The sequence below is a fragment of the Pseudomonas sp. FW305-96 genome (assembly GCF_058783825.1).
The window spans coordinates 1-16,148 of sequence record NZ_JBYSYW010000013.1; the positions used below are offsets into that span (position 1 = coordinate 1).

The following is a 16,148-nucleotide window of genomic DNA, read 5'->3' on the forward strand; positions in this document are numbered from 1 at the left end:
CGGATGAATGGAGCGAGGATTTTTTGGTTCCTTTTTGATCCTTCAAAAAGGGACCCGCCGTAAGGGCGGAAAGGTGAGTAAGCGTCGACATCGCAAATGAATGCGCATACAACTTTCAAAACCATAACCACAACTACAACTACAACTACAACTACAACTACAACTACAACTACAACCCTCAGATCAAAGCACCCCACCGCCCCGCCAAAAACAAATAATCAACCCAGAACACCTGATGTACCAGAACAATCCCCCAACACACAACCTGATAGGAAACCTTCCGAGTCTTGTGCCGAAACACCTGCTGCGCCAGCAAAGCCCCCGGCCAGCCCCCCAGCAGCTCGCTGGCATGCAGCACCTTTTCCGGCGTACGCCAGGCCTGAGTCCGCGCCTGCTGCTTGTCCTGCCAGTACAACAACAGGCTGACCAGACTCACCACCGGATACATCGCCAACGGCAACCAACTCCCGCCACTCAACCCCATCCGCAGGCCGCCGAGCACCGGCAACAGGCACAGCACCGCAAGTACCAGCCCCTTCAGGCGCGCATTGCGCACGCCTTCCTCGTGTCGGGGCGCACGCTGCGTACGAGCCCTCTCAACCATGCGCCGTCGACCAATCGACCCAGCCAAACTCCCAGGTCGCCAGGATCAGCAGGCCAAAGGCGATGCGATACCAGGCAAACACCGCATAGCTGTGGTTGGCGATGAACTTGAGCAGCCCGCGCACGGCGATCATGGCAAAGATGAACGACACCACGAAACCGATGGCGAACACCGGAAAATCGCCCGGCTGGAACAGATCACGGTACTTGTACCCCGAATACACCGCCGCGCCGACCATGGTGGGCATGGCCAGGAAGAACGAAAACTCGGTCGCCGCCTTGCGCGAGAGGCCGAACAGCAAGCCACCGATAATGGTCGATCCCGAGCGCGAGGTGCCCGGAATCATCGCCAGGCACTGCACCAGGCCGATCTTCAGCGCGTGAGTCCAGCGCATGTCGTCGACATGGTCGACCTCCACCCGGTGCTGGCGACGCTCGGCCCACAGCATGATCACCCCACCCACCACCAGCGCGGCGGCAACGGTAATAGGGTTGAACAGGTACTCATGGATCAGGTCGGCGAACAACACGCCCAGGATCACCGCGGGAATGAAGGCGATCAGCAGGTTGGCGGTGAAGCGTCGCGCCGGCACCTGCGTGGGCAAGCCCAGTACCACGTCGAAGATCTTGCGCCGGAACTCCCACACCACCGCCAGGATGGCACCCAGCTGGATGATGATGTTGAACGCCATGGCGCGTTCGCCACCGAAGTTGATCAGGTCGGCGACGATGATCTGGTGCCCGGTGCTCGAAATGGGCAGGAACTCCGTCAGCCCCTCGACCACGCCCAGGATGATCGCCTGCAAGGCACTCCACAAATCCATCTTTCCCCCAAATGCGACGCTGCGCGTGGCAGGCCGCTTGTTTTGATTGACACAATTGAGACCGCACGCGGCGCGTGCTTTTTACAGCGCAAGCGCTACCAAAGCCAGCTGAAATGCCCAGCCGCCTAAAGGTTTCATCTGGCGCGGCCGAAATCCTAGCAGAGCCTATGTTTCAAGGCTTGCGTTACCTGCAACTGAGGATGTCAAGAACGACGCATTAGCCGTTGGTCGAGTGGGGGCCCGCGACAAAGCATGCTTGGATGCCCTGGATAAAAAGAAAAAGACTGGAGTAACGCATCATGAAGACCCTGAGGTCGATGTCGATCAGCCGCCGCCTGTGGCTGATCCTGCTGGTGGCCGTGGCCATGCTGCTGGTGCTGGGCCTGCTGATGCTGCGCCAGCTCCACGGCGACCTGTACCAGGCCAAGGCCGAGAAGACCCGCCACGTGGTACAGACCGCCGCCGGCGTGCTGGCCCATTACCAAGGCCTGGAGGCTGCCGGCACACTGACCCGCGAGGCCGCACAGCAGCAGGCCCTGCAGGTGGTGCGCGGGCTGCGCTATGACCAGAACGACTATTTCTGGATCAACGACCTGCAACCGAAGATGGTCATGCACCCGGCCAACCCAAAGCTCGATGGCCAGGACCTCTCCGCCATCCGTGACCCCGACGGTTTCGCCGTCTTCAACGAGATGGTCGCCCTGGCCCGCAGCCAGGGCGCGGGGCCAGTCGACTATCGCTGGCCCAAGCCCGGCGCCAGTGAGCCGGTGGCGAAAACCTCGTATATACAGCTGTTCAAGCCCTGGGGCTGGATCATCGGTTCGGGGGTCTACATCGACGACGTGCAGGCCGAGTTCGCCAGGCAGTTGCGCGACGCCTCGCTGCTGGGCCTGGGCATCGCCCTGCTGATGGCCCTGCTGGTGATGCTGATCGCCCGCAGCATCGCCCGGCCACTGCAGGAGGCCGTGCAGGCCATGGGCAACATCGCCAGCGGCGAAAGCGACCTGACCCGGCGCCTGGACACCCATGGCCGTGACGAGATCACCCAGTTGGGTGAACACTTCAACCGTTTCAATGGCAAGTTGCAGGGCGTGATCGGCCAATTGCAGGGGGCCGCCCATGCCCTGGCCGAGTCAGCCGGCCATGTGGGTGACAACGCAGGCTCCGCCCAGGCCCGCAGCGCCCAGCAATCATTGCAGATGGACCAGGTCGCCACCGCCGTCAACGAAGTCACCTACGCGGTGCACGACGTGGCCAAGCACGCCGAGCAGGCCTCCAGCGAAATGCGCAATGCCCAGGCCCAGGTCGGCCACGGCCAGCAGGCGATCCACGGTAGCCTGCAGCAGATCGACCGGCTTTCGGCGACCATCGACCAGGCGGTACAGGTGATCCGCGAACTGGCCAGCCACAGCACGAAGATCGGCGGCGTGCTCGAGGTCATCCGCTCGATCGCCGAGCAGACCAACCTGCTTGCCCTCAACGCCGCCATCGAGGCCGCCCGCGCCGGTGAGCAGGGGCGCGGCTTCGCCGTGGTCGCCGACGAGGTGCGCCTGCTGGCCCAGCGCTCCGCCCAGTCGACCGCCGAGATCCAGACCATGATCGAGCACCTGCAGGGGCAGTCCGAAGCCGCGGTGCGGGCCATCGATACCAGCAGCGAAGCCTCGCGCCAGACCGTCGAGCAGGCCCGCGAGGCTGGCAGCAGCCTGGACGCCATCAACCATGCGCTGGGCAACCTGGGGGCGCTGAATGCCTCGATCGCCAGCGCCACCCTGCAGCAGTCGCATGTGGTCGAGGAAATCAACCGCAACGTCACCGAAACCGCCGACTTGTCGCAACAGACCGCCGAGGCCGCCCGCCAGTCCAGCGACGCTGGCGCGGCGCTTGGCCGCTTGAGCGAGGAGCTGGAGCAGTTGCTGCGCCAGTTCAAGGTCTAGCAGGGCCTGGCAACGGGCAGCACGGATGCTGCCCACCGCTTGAAGCGTGGCGCACGAAGCGGTTAGCATCGCGGCCTCTCTCCGCCCAAGGATCGCCGATGTCCGGCCTCGAACTCTTCGCCGCCGCGCTCGGCGTCATCGCCGTCTGGCTCACCGTCAAGCAGAACCCCTGGTGCTGGCCGATCGGGCTGGTGATGGTGGTGCTGTACAGCTGGATCTTCTACGAGGTCAAGCTGTACTCGGACATGCTCCTGCAACTGGTCTACGCCGTGCTGCAACTGTACGGCTGGTGGCAATGGACCCGGCCGGACCGGGTCGAGGACGCCCGCCAGGTAACCAGCCTGGCACCGATGACGATGTTCAAGGGCCTGGCGATCGGCCTGCTGGCCAGCCTGCTGCTGGGCGCCGCCATGGCTCACTGGACGGACGCTGCCCAGCCCTGGCTGGACGCAGCACTCACCGGTTTCAGCCTGGTGGCCCAGCTGTGGATGGCACAGAAGCGCCTGCAGTGCTGGGCGCTATGGGTGGTGGTGGATGTGGTCTTCGTCGGCCTGTTCCTCTACAAGGGCCTCTACCTCACCGCCGCGCTGTATGCCCTGTTCACCCTGATCGCCGTGCGCGGCTGGCTGGAGTGGCGCCGCGACCCGGCGCTGGCCAGCGCATGAAGGTCCTGGTGCTGTGCGGCCCGGAGTCCAGTGGCAAGAGCTGGCTGAGCGGCGAGATCCAGGCGCATTTCGGTGGCGTGCTGGTCGGAGAGTATGTCCGCCATTTCATGGAGCGCGAGCTGCGCGATACCTGCTACGCCGATATCCCCACCATCGCCCGTGGCCAACTCGCCTGGGAAGACCAGGGCCGGGCGCAGGCACCGGAATTGCTGATCCTCGACACCCACCTGCTGAGCAATATCCTGTGGAGCCGGGCACTGTTCGGTGATTGCCCCGAGTGGCTGGAACAGGCCATTCAGGCGCGCCATTACGACCTGCACCTGCTGCTGCGCCCCGAGGGCGTCGAATGGGTCGGGGACGGGCTGCGCTGTCAGCCACGGCTGGAAGAGCGCCAGGTGTTCTTCGACGACAGCCTGGCCTGGTTGCAACGTCACCGGCAGAACGTGCAGGTGATTGACGGCGACTGGTCGCAACGCAGCGCCACGGTGTTGAGCGCTGTACAGCGCCTGCTGGACGGCAAGTCCCCCACCTGTCCCACCGAATGTTAAGCCGCTGATACACCCTGTGGGGCCATGGCCCCCGGATTTGCGCGCATTGCGCCAGATCCGGGGGTAGTGTCACGCCCGTGAAACACCCTCGACGAAAACCCGTCAGCGCCCGACTTCAATGGGCCCGACGGCTCATGGGACGACTCTCTGTCTCAGCACTGATACACCAATCCATTGACGCACCAGCTCCGGCCCCACAACTGACTGATTCGAAAGCAATAACAAAAACCGGCACAGCTTCTGCTCTCCTTCTGGCAACGCGGCCCAGGCCCAACACGCCGAAGAAGGAATTGCCATCGTGGGGAAACTTGATAAAGGCAACGTCTGTCGTCTCCTGCTGATCGGATGCGCACTGGGTTCCAGCTTCAGCCTGCCCACCTGGGCTGACAACGGCATCGTCGTCATCACCCGCGACGTGCAGACCCGCAGCGCCATACGAGCGCCGATCATCCCTGACCCTAGTCCGGTCACCGTCAATACCAACCCGTCCGCCCACATCCTCAGGCAGACCAGTGAGCTTAGCGATGGTGACTTCGCCAACATCACCAGCGGCGCCGGTATCAACTCGCTGATTACCCAGCAGACCAACACCATCGGCAGCAACATCGGTAACCAGACACAGTTGCCCAACATCGCAGGTGGCCGTGGCTCGGGTTCGGGCGGCAATGGCATCGCCAACATGGTCAACTCGAACGTCCAGCAAGGCCTGGGCGCGCTGAAGATCCTCAGTGGAGGTCAGTGACATGAGGCATACGCTGCTGCTCCTGGCCACGTTGTGCAGTGCGCCGACCTTCGCCCAATCCCCCGTGATCAACAACGCCACCATTGACAGCTCGGGTGCGCAATACCAGGGCAACCTGGGCGTCAACCAGGCGGCCGGCGATCAACAGCAACAGGTCAATGCCCGCGCCATCGCCATCGGCCATGACGCCAACGCCAGCACCCAGATCCACCAGCGGCTGCGCACCGGGTCCGACCCGGCGATCGATGCCCAGGCCAACATCCAGGGCACAGCCTTCAGCCACGGCAACGGCATCCTGGGGGTCAACCAGAGCGCCGGCGCCAGCAACCAACAAGCCAACGCACTGCGCATCAGTGTCAGTGCGCAACCGCAAAGCATCGACGACAGCGTCCTTCTGCAACAGAACGTGGCGCTGGTCAACAACTCCGATTCAACTGCCCAGACACCCGGCCATCGCCAGGTCAGCACCAGCGACCAGGCATTCACCGGTAGCCGTGGCGTGGTTCAGTTGAATCAGAGTGCAGGGGTGGGAAACCGCACGGCCAACACCCTGAGCATCCGGGTCGCGAACTGACCCAAACAGGTAACAACAACACTTAACCTAAAACAAAGTACGGAGAACCACCATGAAACCCTCGATGGCACTCAAGCCTCTGGTTTTCGCAATTGCTGCGATCATGGCTGTGGCTGTACAAGCTGGGCAGAATGATCCACGTGGCGGCCACAACAATGGCCATAACAATGGCCACAACAACGGTCATCACACCCCTCCTCCTACCAAGATCCCGGTGTATGCCACCGCCAATGCCTGGGACAAGCAAAGCAGCACCGGCAACCGCATCAGTAATGAAGGCACCGTTAACGAAGCCGAAATGAGCAGCTCGGCTTCCGGCACCAGCGGCAACGTCGGTGTCAACGTCGCGGCCGGCGCCGGCAACCAACAGGACAACGCCGCCGCCATCGCCAACGCCGGCGCCGATTCGAGCCTGGACAACAGCTTCGTGTTCGGCTCCGCCTCGGCCACCGCCGACGTACGTCAGTACAGCAACAACAACCGCGTCAACAACTACGGTGTCACCAACTCCGGCATCATGAGCGGCTCGGGCAACAACGGCAGCGGCAACATGGGCATCAACATTGCCGGTGGCGACCTGAACCAACAGAAAAACACCATGGCCATTGCCAACTCCAATGCGCCACTGGGCAATGCCACCGCCACCGCCTCCGCCGACCAGAACGGCCCAGGCCTGGTCGTGAACAACAGCGCCGACCGCACCTATTCGGTCGATACGCTGACATTCACCACGACCAGAAGCGGCAGCGCCTCGTACGACAAAGACTCCAGCTACAGCAAGGACAGCAGCGCCTCGTCGAGCTGGGACGCCGCCGGCTCCAACAGCTGGAACGCCAGTGGCTCCAACAGCTCCAGCGCCAGTGGTTCGCGTAGCCATGATTCGAGCTCCTCGGCAAGCGGTTCTCTGAACGCTTCGCTGGATGCCTCGGCAAGCGGCAGCGTGACCCAGACCCAGGACTTCGGCCGCCACGAGCGCAGCCGCACCGACTCGTTCGATGCATCGCTGACCGCCTCGATCGACGCGTCGTATGACAAATCGCACGAGAAGTCTTCCAGCTCCTCGTACGAGAAAGCACGCGACTCTGCGTTCGAGAAAGCCTACGACTCCTCCTATGAGAAGTCGGGCAGCGCCTCCAACGAATCGTCGAAGTCCGGCTCGAAGAGCTACAGCGAGTCCAGCTCGTACGACCTGAGCAACACCGTATCGTTCCAGGTACTGACCCCTACCGGTTGGGCTAACCCTGTGACCAACACCGCAACCCTCAGTGGCTCGGTGAACGGTGGCAGCGGCAACCTCGGCGTCAACGTCGCAGCCGGTGTGGGCAACCAGCAGAGCAACTCGCTGGCCATCTCCAACACCTCGTTCTGAGCGCTGTAACCGTAAGGCCCCCTTCGGGGGGCCTTTCTTCAACAGGACCAGGGGGCAAGACCATGCGGATGATCGCCTTGGCGTTTTTGCTGTGCATGGCCAGTTACAGCGAAGCGGCGCAGATGCCGCTTTCGGTTTTGCCGGGGGGCGCGGTGATCTACAAGCCCATCCAGAGCATCCGTGAGCGCAAGTTCGCCGACCTGGTGCAACAGAAGACTGATTTCAGTTGTGGCGCCGCGGCGCTGGCAACCATCCTGCGCCAGGCCTACTGGCTGGACGTGGACGAACAACACATCATCGAAGGCATGCTCGCCCACGCCGACCAGGACCTGGTGCGGGTGCAGGGCTTCTCCATGCTCGACATGAAACGCTACGTGGAAAGCCTGGGCATGCGTGCCCGCGGCTACCGGGTCGCGGCCGACACCCTCACCAGCGTGCGCATTCCCGTGGTGGTACTGATGGACATCCGTGGCTACAAGCACTTCGTGGTCATGCAGCGCGTCGACAAGGGCTGGGTGTACATCGGCGATCCAGTGCTCGGCCACAAACGCTACAAGGTCGAAGATTTTCTCAAAGGCTGGAACGGCATCATCTTCGCCGTGATCGGCCAGGGTTACGACAAGAACAATGCCTTGCTCGACCCACCTCTGCCGCTGAGCGCCAAGGGCCGCATCAACAATTTCACCCCGGTCAAAGACGCCGAACTGATGGACTTCGGTTTCATCCGCAGCGACTTCTTCTAATGACAATTGAGCAAGACGCTCCGGGAGCATCCCATGAAGACCCCAGCATGGCTCACCCTGATATGCCTCGCCGCCGCACTGCCGGCCCAGGCAGAGACGTTCAAACCCATTGAACTGAAGGACCAGGAGTTGGCGAACTTGCGCGGCCGCTATGTGCTGCCGGGGCGGATCATCAGTTTCGGCGTGGTCATGACCAGCACCTGGCAGAACGCCAACGGCGATGTGATCGGGGCCAAGACCTCGATGCAGGTCCAGCAGTCGACCATCAAGCCGCAGTTCTATGTCTCCATGATCGACGAGAAAGGCACGGGCTCGAGCGGCGCCAAAGGTGGGACGGGCACCGTCACCGGTGGTGGTGGCCTGGACAGCACTGTCGGCGTAACTCAGGTCGTGCGTGCCGCTGGCGACAACAACACGGCCTACAACAACGTCGACATCAACGTCACCAAGGCCAACCAGGCGCCCGACGTACCGCAGCAGGGCCAGGCGCTCGCCACAGGCTCGACACTGGTCGGCAGCAACGCCGCGGGGTCCATGAGCGTTTCCGCAAATGGTACGGGCGTGCAACTGAATGTCATGGCCAACAACAACCAGGGCAGTACCCTGCAGCAGATCGCCCAGGGTGGGCTGATGCAGAACGCCACCTTGCTGGGCAACGGCAACCAGGTCAGCAACCTGACCTCCCTCAACGTCGTGCTGCGCGACAACGTGCCTGCTGCGGCGCTTAACGGCAATCTTGACCAGCTCAAAGGTCTTCGCGCGCTCGGATACTGATCTACGCTGACTCTCATCGTATGTAGTCTGAAGGGACGGCTAACTCATGCAACGATCGTTGACGTTCAAAGCTATAGTCTGTCTGAGTACCTTGACCCCGGCCACAATGCTGTATGCAGCTCCAGACCCTCAGGTCGAGGCGCTGAAGCAGGAGCTGCGGGAGCTGAAACAACGCTATGAAGCCCAGCAGAACGCCTTGATGGTGCTCGAGCAGCGTGTGCGTCAAGTCGAGGAAACCCCTGCCGCGCCGCCCCCCAAACGGCTGACCAAGTCACCTTCGACACCGGCCAAGGGCGCCCAGACCGTGGCTTCCGGCGCCCCGGGCAGCAGCGGCAGCTCCTACGGCCAGTCGCTCAAGGACGATTCGGAGCCGGCGCAAAGCGTTTCCAACCTGTATGACGAAGCCAGCGGCTTCTTTGGTGGCGGCAAGTTCAGTGTCGAAACCGGCCTCACGTATACGCACTACGATACCCGTGCGCTGACCCTAAACGGCTTCCTCGCGCTCGATTCGATCTTCCTCGGCAATATCAACCTGGACCGTATCAAGGCGGACAACTGGACCTTGGACCTGACCGCCCGTTACAACATGGACCAACGTTGGCAGTTCGATATAAACGTGCCAATCGTTTATCGCGAATCAACCTATTCTTCCGGTGGTGCGGGCGGTGCCGGGCCGGTCACCTCCGACGCCACCGTTACACGTGACCCTGCCATCGGCGATGTCAACGTCGGGATCGCCTACAAATTCCTCGACGAATCGGAAAACCTTCCCGACGCCGTGCTCACCCTGCGGGTGAAAGCACCCACCGGCAAGGATCCGTACGGCATCAAGCTGGTCGAGGACCCGACGAACAACAACCTTTCGGTACCCGAGAGCCTCCCCACCGGCAACGGTGTCTGGGCGATCACGCCGGGCATCTCGCTGGTCAAGACATTCGACCCTGCCGTACTGTTCGCCAGCCTGTCCTACACCTACAACATGCAGGACTCGTTCAGCGACATCAGCCCACAGGTCAACTCCAAGGTGAAGGGGGACGTCAAGCTGGGCGACTCCTGGCAGATCGGCGGCGGCATTGCCTTCGCCCTGAACGAGCGGATGAGCATGTCGTTCTCGGTCACCGACCAGTTCGCCAGCAAAAGCAAGATCAAGCCCGACGGCGGCGACTGGCAGTCGATCACCAACAGCGACTACAACGCCGCCAACTTCAACGTCGGCCTGACCTTCGCCGCCACCGACAACCTGACCATCGTGCCCAACCTGTCCATCGGTCTCACCGAAGACGCGCCGGACTTCTCGTTCAGCCTGAAATTCCCCTACTACTTCTGACCGCACCGGGCCCGCGCACGGGCCCGGCATTTGGTTACCGGTTTTGTAGCATCCGACTTTCCCGGCACCAGCCTGTTATCATCCGGCACAATTTTGTGACGGTTTAATGGCATTAAGGAAAGTTTCGTGAACAACCTGCTCGGTCACCCTCGCGCCCGCCTTGCCGCCCTGGCAATCCTGGTGCTGGTGATACCCCTGACCGCGCGCGCCCTGCTGGGCTGGTCCAACCCCTTTGGCTATCTGTCCGACCTCGCCATCGGCAGCCTGTTGGTCCTGCTCCTGCTGCGACGTCCCTGGTGGCTGGCCCTGCCGCTGCTGTTGGCCTGGGGCGGCCTGTGGGTGGCATCCGCCGAGCTGGTCAGCGCCGTCGGCAGGCTGCCCACGGTCGACGACCTGAGCTACCTGATCGACCCGCAGTTCATGGAGAACTCCACCGGCGGCGGGCTGGCCCATGCCTGGCTCCCCGCCGTGCTGGTCACCGGCCTTGGCGCCTGGCTGGCGAGCGTATGGCGATCGCCCCCCAGCGCGTCATTGCCACGGCGACTCTGGGCCGTGCCCCTGGCGCTGTTCGGCCTGCACTGGGGCGGCCAGCAACTGGCCCCCTCGGACGCCGACCAATGGCGCCAGTACGGCCTCACCCACCAGGCGCTGTCGACGGCAGTGGGCAAGGTGCAGCATCAGGCCTTGAGCCGTATGGGCCGGGTGCCGGCAGTCACGGCGCTGTCCAGCGCCGGCCTTACCCAGTCCGACCTCAATGGCGTCAAGCTGCTCGACGCAGCGGGCAAGGCACGCAACCTGCTGATCATCACCGTCGAGGGCATCCCCGGCGCTTACCTGCGCCCCAACCGCGAGGCACTGGGCAGCCACTACCAGCAGGACCTGATGCCCCGTCTCAGCCAGTGGGCCGAGCGCGGCATGAACACCCCCGACTATGTATTGCACACACACCAGACCATTCGCGGCCTGTACGCGATGCTCTGCGGTGACTACGACAAGCTGGCCAACGGCACGCCCAAGGGGGTCGAGCTGCTGACCCAGCAGCAACGCAACCAGGCCTGCCTGCCGGCCCAGCTGCGCGAGGCCGGCTTCGCCACCCATTACCTGCAAGGCGCCGGGCTGCGTTTCATGGCCAAGGACCGGATCATGCCCCACATCGGCTTCGACACGGTGCATGGGCTGGAGTGGTTCGCCAACGACAACTACCTGGAATTCCCCTGGGGCAAGGATGATCGCGCGTTCTTCGAAGGTGCGCTCGACTACGTCGGCGAGCTGCGCAAGCAACCAAAACCCTGGATGCTCACCCTGCTCACGGTCGGCACCCACCAGCCCTATTCGGCGCCGGAGGCCTATCTGCAACGCTTCGATACACCCAAGCAGGCTGCGGTGGCCTACCTCGACGATGCCCTGGGCAGCTTCCTCGACGGTCTCGCGCGCCAGGGCGTACTGGAAGACACCCTGGTGATCGTCACCTCCGACGAATCCCACGGCATCGATGGCGTGCGCCTGGCCTCGGCCTGGGGCTTCAACCTCACGATCGCACCGGAGCAGGCCCAACTGCCCAGGCTCAAGCAGGGCACCTACGGCCACGTCGACCTGAGCACCTCGCTGCTCGACTACTTTGCCCTGCCAATCCCTGCGGCCTTGGCCGGCCGCTCGCTGTACCGCGACTACGACAGTGGCCGCGAGATGATTTCCTACACCAATGGCATGCTGCGCTACCACGACGGCCAGGGCACCCTCAGCGAGTGCGATTTCCAGCAACGCTGCCGGCGCTATGCCAGCCCCGGTTTCATTGCCGACCAGGCCAAATTCGTCGGCCGTGGGGACGGCAGCCTCGGGCGGCAGATAGGCCTGCTGGCCGCCAGCCTCGACCAGTCGTTGCTGCAGACTCCGCTCAACCTGCGCTACCAGTTCGGCGGTCCCTCACCCATTGCCCTGGCTGAGCGCATCAAGGATGACTGGGCCGACAACCTGATCGGCGCGCAATACCTGGAGATGCCCGAAGGCACCCGCACCCGGGTACGTCTCAAGGTGCGGGCGCTGGACCCACGCCATGCCGCCTACATCCGGCTCAAGGCCAAGGAGCTTGAGCAGGATGTGCAGCTTGGCTTGCCCGAAGAGATTCGGGTAACGGCCGATGAGCCGCTGGAAATGCAGTTCGACTTCGACAACCCCACCGTGCGCAAGGCGTTTTCCTTCCACCTGTTGGGGTATGGTGGCGGCGAGGTGGAGGTCAGCGACTTCAGCGTGATCACCGAGCTGCCCGACGAGCCGGAGACGATGGAGGAACTGGCGGACGGGCATCTTGCCCAGTCGAGCTGAGGCCCCGCAATCGGGAGCGTGGTTGCTCAACGAATCTGGTGCTTGTGCAACAACCGGTAAAACGTCGGCCGCGACACACCCAGCACCTTGGCCGCGATGCTCAGGTTGTCACTGTGCCGGTTCAGCACATCACACAACGCCTGCCGCTCGGCGCGGTGCTTGTAGTCCTCCAGCGTGCCCAGCGGCTGGTCCTGCTCCTGCAGGTCCTGCAGTCCCAGGTCCTGGGCCTCGATCTGCCGTCCCTCGGCCAGCACCAGGCCACGCCGCACCCGGTTGGCCAACTCGCGCACATTGCCCGGCCACTCGTGCCGGCCCATGGCCGCCAGGGCACCGTCGCTGAATGAACGTGGCCGCCTGCCCGTCTCGGCACTGTAGAACTGCGAAAAATGGCTGGCCAGCATCGACAGGTCGCCATGCCGGTCACGCAGCGGCGCGGTCACCACTTGCAAAACATTCAGTCGGTAGTACAGGTCTTCGCGAAATCGCGCCAATGCAATGGCTTTCTCCAGGTCCACATGGGTGGCCGCCAGAACCCTGACGTCGACCGCGATGGGCTGATTGCCGCCCACCCGTTCGATGTGCTTTTCCTGAAGAAAGCGCAGCAGATTGGCCTGCAACTCCAAGGGCAGGTCACCGATCTCGTCGAGAAACAGGGTGCCGCCATTGGCCGCTTCGATGCGCCCTACCTTGCGCTGGTGGGCCCCGGTGAAGGCGCCCTTTTCATGGCCGAACAGCTCGGACTGGATCAGGTGTTCCGGGATGGCCCCGCAATTGATGGCAATGAAAGGTTTGTCCCGACGTTGAGATTGCCGGTGCAGGGTGCGTGCCACCAGTTCCTTGCCGGTTCCGCTTTCGCCACGGATCAGCACCGGCGACTCGGTCGGTGCCAGCTTGCCGAGCAGCTTGCGCAACTCGCGGATCGGCCGGCTTTCGCCCAGCAGCTCGTGTTCAGGCTCATCGACCCGCACCGCGCCCTTACCGCGCAGGCGTGCCATGCCAAAGGCACGGCCCAGGGTGACCTGCACCCGGGAGACATCGAACGGCAGCGTATGGAAGTCAAAAAACCACTCGCAGACGAAATCGCCGACATTCTGCAGGCGCAGTTCCTCGGCGCTGAGCACGGCGATCCACTCGGTATTGCTGCGCTTGATCAGGTCCTTGACCGCTTCGGGGTGCAGCAGGTGCGAGGCTTGCAAGCGCACCAGGCCAACATCGCAGGGTTGCTCCAGCGCCGCCTCGAGCGTGCAACTTCGGACATCCCAGCCGACACTGCGCAAGCCCGGCAACAGGCGGTGGCAATCGTCGCAGGGGTCGACGATCAGCAGGCGGCGGTGGGATGCAGGTTCAAGCATGACCTTTCCTTGGCGCCAGTTATTGGTTTTTTACCTATAAACAGACAGTTGCGACGCCCGAATTAACAGTAGCAATGAACTTGACGCTCCCCACTACCGTTGGTCAGCCCGTCAGCCGTGTGCCCGGCACACTCGGGAATTATCTCAATCCTTGCGCGTCTGAGGCGGGAGCGACAAGCACGGGCGAATCAATCGTCAATAAAAAATTTCAAAACCTTGTGACTTGAACCCTGACCTGGAGCATCAGTACAAATAACCCCGCGCTGTAGAGTGTTCAGGAATAACACCGCGGAACAATATTTCGCTGTTTGGGACCATGAGAGAGACCGAACCATGAATGCCCCGCTCCGTGTCAACGAAGCACTGCTGATCGCCGACCACGCCTTCGAACCCTTCCAGTGCGTAGCCTGGGATGCACCCAACGGTACCGGTGAGCTGAGCCTGGCAGTGATCGACCGGACCAGCACCCGTATCGGCAGCAAACAAGTGTCCTCGCGCGTCTATTCCGACCCTGCGCAATGGGCCAGTTTGATCGAGGAAGTGCGCGCCGAACTGTCCGGCAAAGGTTACGACCTGCAACCCTGGTCGATGCCAAAGTAACAAGACTGCCTGTTACAAAGTGCGTGGCCGCCACGCACTTTGGTAACTTTCCCCGAATACGGGGATAACTTTTTCAATTGCGACATCCTGTCGCAGTTACCTGCTTAACTGACCACGCTGAACTGCTCGATATGCCGATATTCGGCATGCAGTTGTTCGGCAATTTGTCGTGCACGACCCACACGCACCGCCGCCATTTCCATATCCACCAGCAACGTGTTGCACGGTAACGGCTGCAACTGTGCTTCCTGCTGCAGGCGACCATCGGTCAGCACCAGGCAACGCTGGGTCTCCAGGGGCAGGCGCTTGCTCCGCGCCAGCAGCCAGTGGCGCGCCTCCTCCAGCGCCGCCGGCAACGGCGTACCCCCGCCAGCCCCCAGCGCCTGCAACCAGGGCTGCAACGCCGCCGAGGCCTTCAGGCCATGCCGTTGCCATTGCGGCTTGTCGCCACTGGCCGTGAGCAAGGCCAGGCGGGCCCGTTGCCGATAGGCCTCATCGAACAATCCGGCCAGCAGGCCCTTGGCCTGGGACAGTGCCTGGTTGCGGCGGGTGGAAGCCGATGCATCCACGATCACCAGCCAGAGCTCCGGCGCCTGGGCCTGACGTTGTTGCCAGCACAGCTCACGGCGCAGGCGCGGCCGCCCCTTGAGCAAGGTCGCCAGCCAGGCGATGCGGCCAGTCTCGGCCGCACGCGGGCGGCCCCGGGTGCTACCTGTCAAATTGCCGGCACGGGGTCTGGCATCCGCCGCCTGGGCATGGCGCAAGCGGATGCTCAGGGCTTTTTTGCCCAGTTCGGTACCTCGCGGCGTACGCCCGTCGCCACCGGCTGGGGCGGCAACGCGCCCCAGTCGCCCTGCCCGCCTTGCGTTTGCGGCGGCCGAGGTGGCTCGCTCGCCATGGCGGCCTGCGCTTGCGGTGCGTGGGCGCGACGGCGATGGCGCAAGGCAAACTCGGCCACCGCCTCCACATCCGCTTCCTCGATCACCGTACTGCCACGCCAGGCGGCGTGGGCCCGTGCCGCACGCAGCCAGACCAGGTCGGCGCGCATGCCGTCCACCCCGGCGGCAAAGCAGCGCTCGGTGATCCAGGCCAGGGCCTGGTCGTCCAAGGGGATCGATGCCAATTGCTCGCGCGCGGCCTGGCAACGCTGGCGCAGCGCGGTCTGCTGGGGCGCCCACTGGGCACAGAACGCCTGTGGGTCGCTGTCGAAGGCCAGCCGACGGCGAATGATCTGCTGCCGTGCTTCGGGCGCGGGCAGGCCCTCCAAGGCCACGTTCAGGCCAAACCGGTCGAGCAGTTGCGGCCGCAGCTCGCCCTCCTCCGGGTTCATGGTACCGATCAGCACGAACCGGGCGGTGTGCCGATGGGAGATGCCATCGCGCTCGATGCGATTGGTCCCGCTGGCAGCTACATCCAGCAGCAGGTCCACCAAGGGATCGGGCAGCAGATTCACTTCATCGACGTACAGTACGCCACCGTCGGCATGGGCCAGCACACCCGGCGAGAACCGCGCCTGGCCCTGGCTCAAAGCGGCATCGAGGTCGAGGGTGCCGACCAGACGCTCTTCGGTCGCCCCCAGTGGCAGGGTCACGAACGGCCCGCCGCCCAGCAGATCGGCCAGGCCCCGTGCCAGGGTGCTCTTGGCCATGCCCCGAGGGCCTTCGATCAGTACGCCACCGATTTTCGGGTCGATCGCGGTCAGGCACAGGGCCAGCTTGAGGTCGTCGGCGCCGACCACGGCGGCCAGGGGAAATTGTACGGGTTCGCTCAT

The 16,148-nt window shown here is 63.3% G+C and carries 16 protein-coding genes and 1 pseudogene; 12 read left to right on the forward strand and 5 right to left on the reverse strand.

Going from position 1 to position 16,148, the window contains the following annotated elements:
* Positions 1-178 precede the first annotated feature (178 nt).
* Both AC3WL2_RS12075 and AC3WL2_RS12080 read right to left on the reverse strand, forming a co-directional pair.
* A complete protein-coding gene (locus AC3WL2_RS12075) occupies positions 179-604 on the reverse strand; it encodes a DUF1294 domain-containing protein (RefSeq protein ID WP_102682460.1) in 426 nt (141 codons plus the stop codon).
* The gene (locus AC3WL2_RS12080; RefSeq protein WP_102682459.1) at positions 597-1,427 is read right to left on the reverse strand and encodes an undecaprenyl-diphosphate phosphatase; all 831 of its coding nucleotides are present in this window, start codon (positions 1,425-1,427) and stop codon (positions 597-599) included. The genes AC3WL2_RS12075 and AC3WL2_RS12080 overlap by 8 nt, the downstream gene beginning before the upstream one ends.
* Before the next feature lie 389 nt (positions 1,428-1,816).
* On the opposite strand from AC3WL2_RS12080, the pseudogene AC3WL2_RS12085 reads away from it, so the two are divergent.
* The 11 genes and pseudogenes from AC3WL2_RS12085 to AC3WL2_RS12135 all read left to right on the forward strand — a co-directional run.
* A pseudogene (locus AC3WL2_RS12085) lies at positions 1,817-2,488 on the forward strand (cache domain-containing protein); the annotation flags it as partial.
* A 138-nt stretch (positions 2,489-2,626) separates the two neighbouring features.
* Complete coding sequence (locus tag AC3WL2_RS12090) at positions 2,627-3,361, forward strand: methyl-accepting chemotaxis protein (protein WP_371918114.1); 735 nt, start codon at positions 2,627-2,629, stop codon at positions 3,359-3,361.
* Positions 3,362-3,459: 98 nt separating this feature from the next.
* Complete coding sequence (gene pnuC / locus AC3WL2_RS12095) at positions 3,460-4,026, forward strand: nicotinamide riboside transporter PnuC (RefSeq protein WP_102682457.1); 567 nt, start codon at positions 3,460-3,462, stop codon at positions 4,024-4,026.
* Positions 4,023-4,574: an AAA family ATPase gene (locus tag AC3WL2_RS12100; protein WP_102682456.1), complete on the forward strand. Its 552-nt coding sequence runs from the start codon at positions 4,023-4,025 to the stop codon at positions 4,572-4,574. The genes pnuC and AC3WL2_RS12100 overlap by 4 nt, the downstream gene beginning before the upstream one ends.
* 298 nt (positions 4,575-4,872) lie before the next feature.
* A complete protein-coding gene (gene fapA / locus AC3WL2_RS12105; protein ID WP_023630131.1) occupies positions 4,873-5,316 on the forward strand; it encodes a functional amyloid chaperone FapA in 444 nt (147 codons plus the stop codon).
* Between the two features lies 1 nt (position 5,317).
* Positions 5,318-5,890 carry a fibril amyloid subunit FapB gene (gene fapB, locus AC3WL2_RS12110; RefSeq protein ID WP_102682455.1) on the forward strand — a complete coding sequence of 191 codons (573 nt, stop codon included), beginning with the start codon at positions 5,318-5,320 and terminating at the stop codon, positions 5,888-5,890.
* A gap of 52 nt (positions 5,891-5,942) precedes the next feature.
* Positions 5,943-7,259, forward strand: coding sequence for an amyloid-like fimbrin subunit FapC (gene fapC / locus AC3WL2_RS12115; protein ID WP_102682454.1), 1,317 nt, complete (start codon positions 5,943-5,945; stop codon positions 7,257-7,259).
* Positions 7,260-7,321: 62 nt separating this feature from the next.
* Positions 7,322-8,002, forward strand: coding sequence for a fibril amyloid maturation endopeptidase FapD (gene fapD, locus AC3WL2_RS12120; protein ID WP_023630128.1), 681 nt, complete (start codon positions 7,322-7,324; stop codon positions 8,000-8,002).
* Positions 8,003-8,035: 33 nt separating this feature from the next.
* A complete protein-coding gene (gene fapE / locus AC3WL2_RS12125) occupies positions 8,036-8,776 on the forward strand; it encodes a fibril amyloid subunit FapE (protein WP_023630127.1) in 741 nt (246 codons plus the stop codon).
* Between the two features lie 46 nt (positions 8,777-8,822).
* Positions 8,823-10,103: a fibril amyloid transporter FapF gene (gene fapF, locus AC3WL2_RS12130; RefSeq protein ID WP_023630126.1), complete on the forward strand. Its 1,281-nt coding sequence runs from the start codon at positions 8,823-8,825 to the stop codon at positions 10,101-10,103.
* 126 nt (positions 10,104-10,229) lie between these two features.
* Complete coding sequence (locus tag AC3WL2_RS12135; protein WP_102682453.1) at positions 10,230-12,425, forward strand: LTA synthase family protein; 2,196 nt, start codon at positions 10,230-10,232, stop codon at positions 12,423-12,425.
* A 26-nt stretch (positions 12,426-12,451) separates the two neighbouring features.
* Here the strand turns inward: AC3WL2_RS12135 and AC3WL2_RS12140 are convergent, their stop codons facing one another.
* Positions 12,452-13,777, reverse strand: a complete 1,326-nt coding sequence (locus AC3WL2_RS12140) for a sigma-54 dependent transcriptional regulator (RefSeq protein WP_046855334.1) — start codon at positions 13,775-13,777, stop codon at positions 12,452-12,454.
* A gap of 333 nt (positions 13,778-14,110) precedes the next feature.
* On the opposite strand from AC3WL2_RS12140, the gene AC3WL2_RS12145 reads away from it, so the two are divergent.
* The gene (locus AC3WL2_RS12145) at positions 14,111-14,377 is read left to right on the forward strand and encodes a hypothetical protein (RefSeq protein WP_028690802.1); all 267 of its coding nucleotides are present in this window, start codon (positions 14,111-14,113) and stop codon (positions 14,375-14,377) included.
* Positions 14,378-14,481: 104 nt separating this feature from the next.
* On the opposite strand, the gene AC3WL2_RS12150 is transcribed toward AC3WL2_RS12145, so the two are convergent.
* Both AC3WL2_RS12150 and AC3WL2_RS12155 read right to left on the reverse strand, forming a co-directional pair.
* Positions 14,482-15,096, reverse strand: coding sequence for a vWA domain-containing protein (locus tag AC3WL2_RS12150; RefSeq protein WP_256582571.1), 615 nt, complete (start codon positions 15,094-15,096; stop codon positions 14,482-14,484).
* Between the two features lie 53 nt (positions 15,097-15,149).
* Entirely contained in the window at positions 15,150-16,148 is a 999-nt protein-coding gene (locus tag AC3WL2_RS12155; protein ID WP_102682452.1) for a magnesium chelatase ATPase subunit I, read from the reverse strand.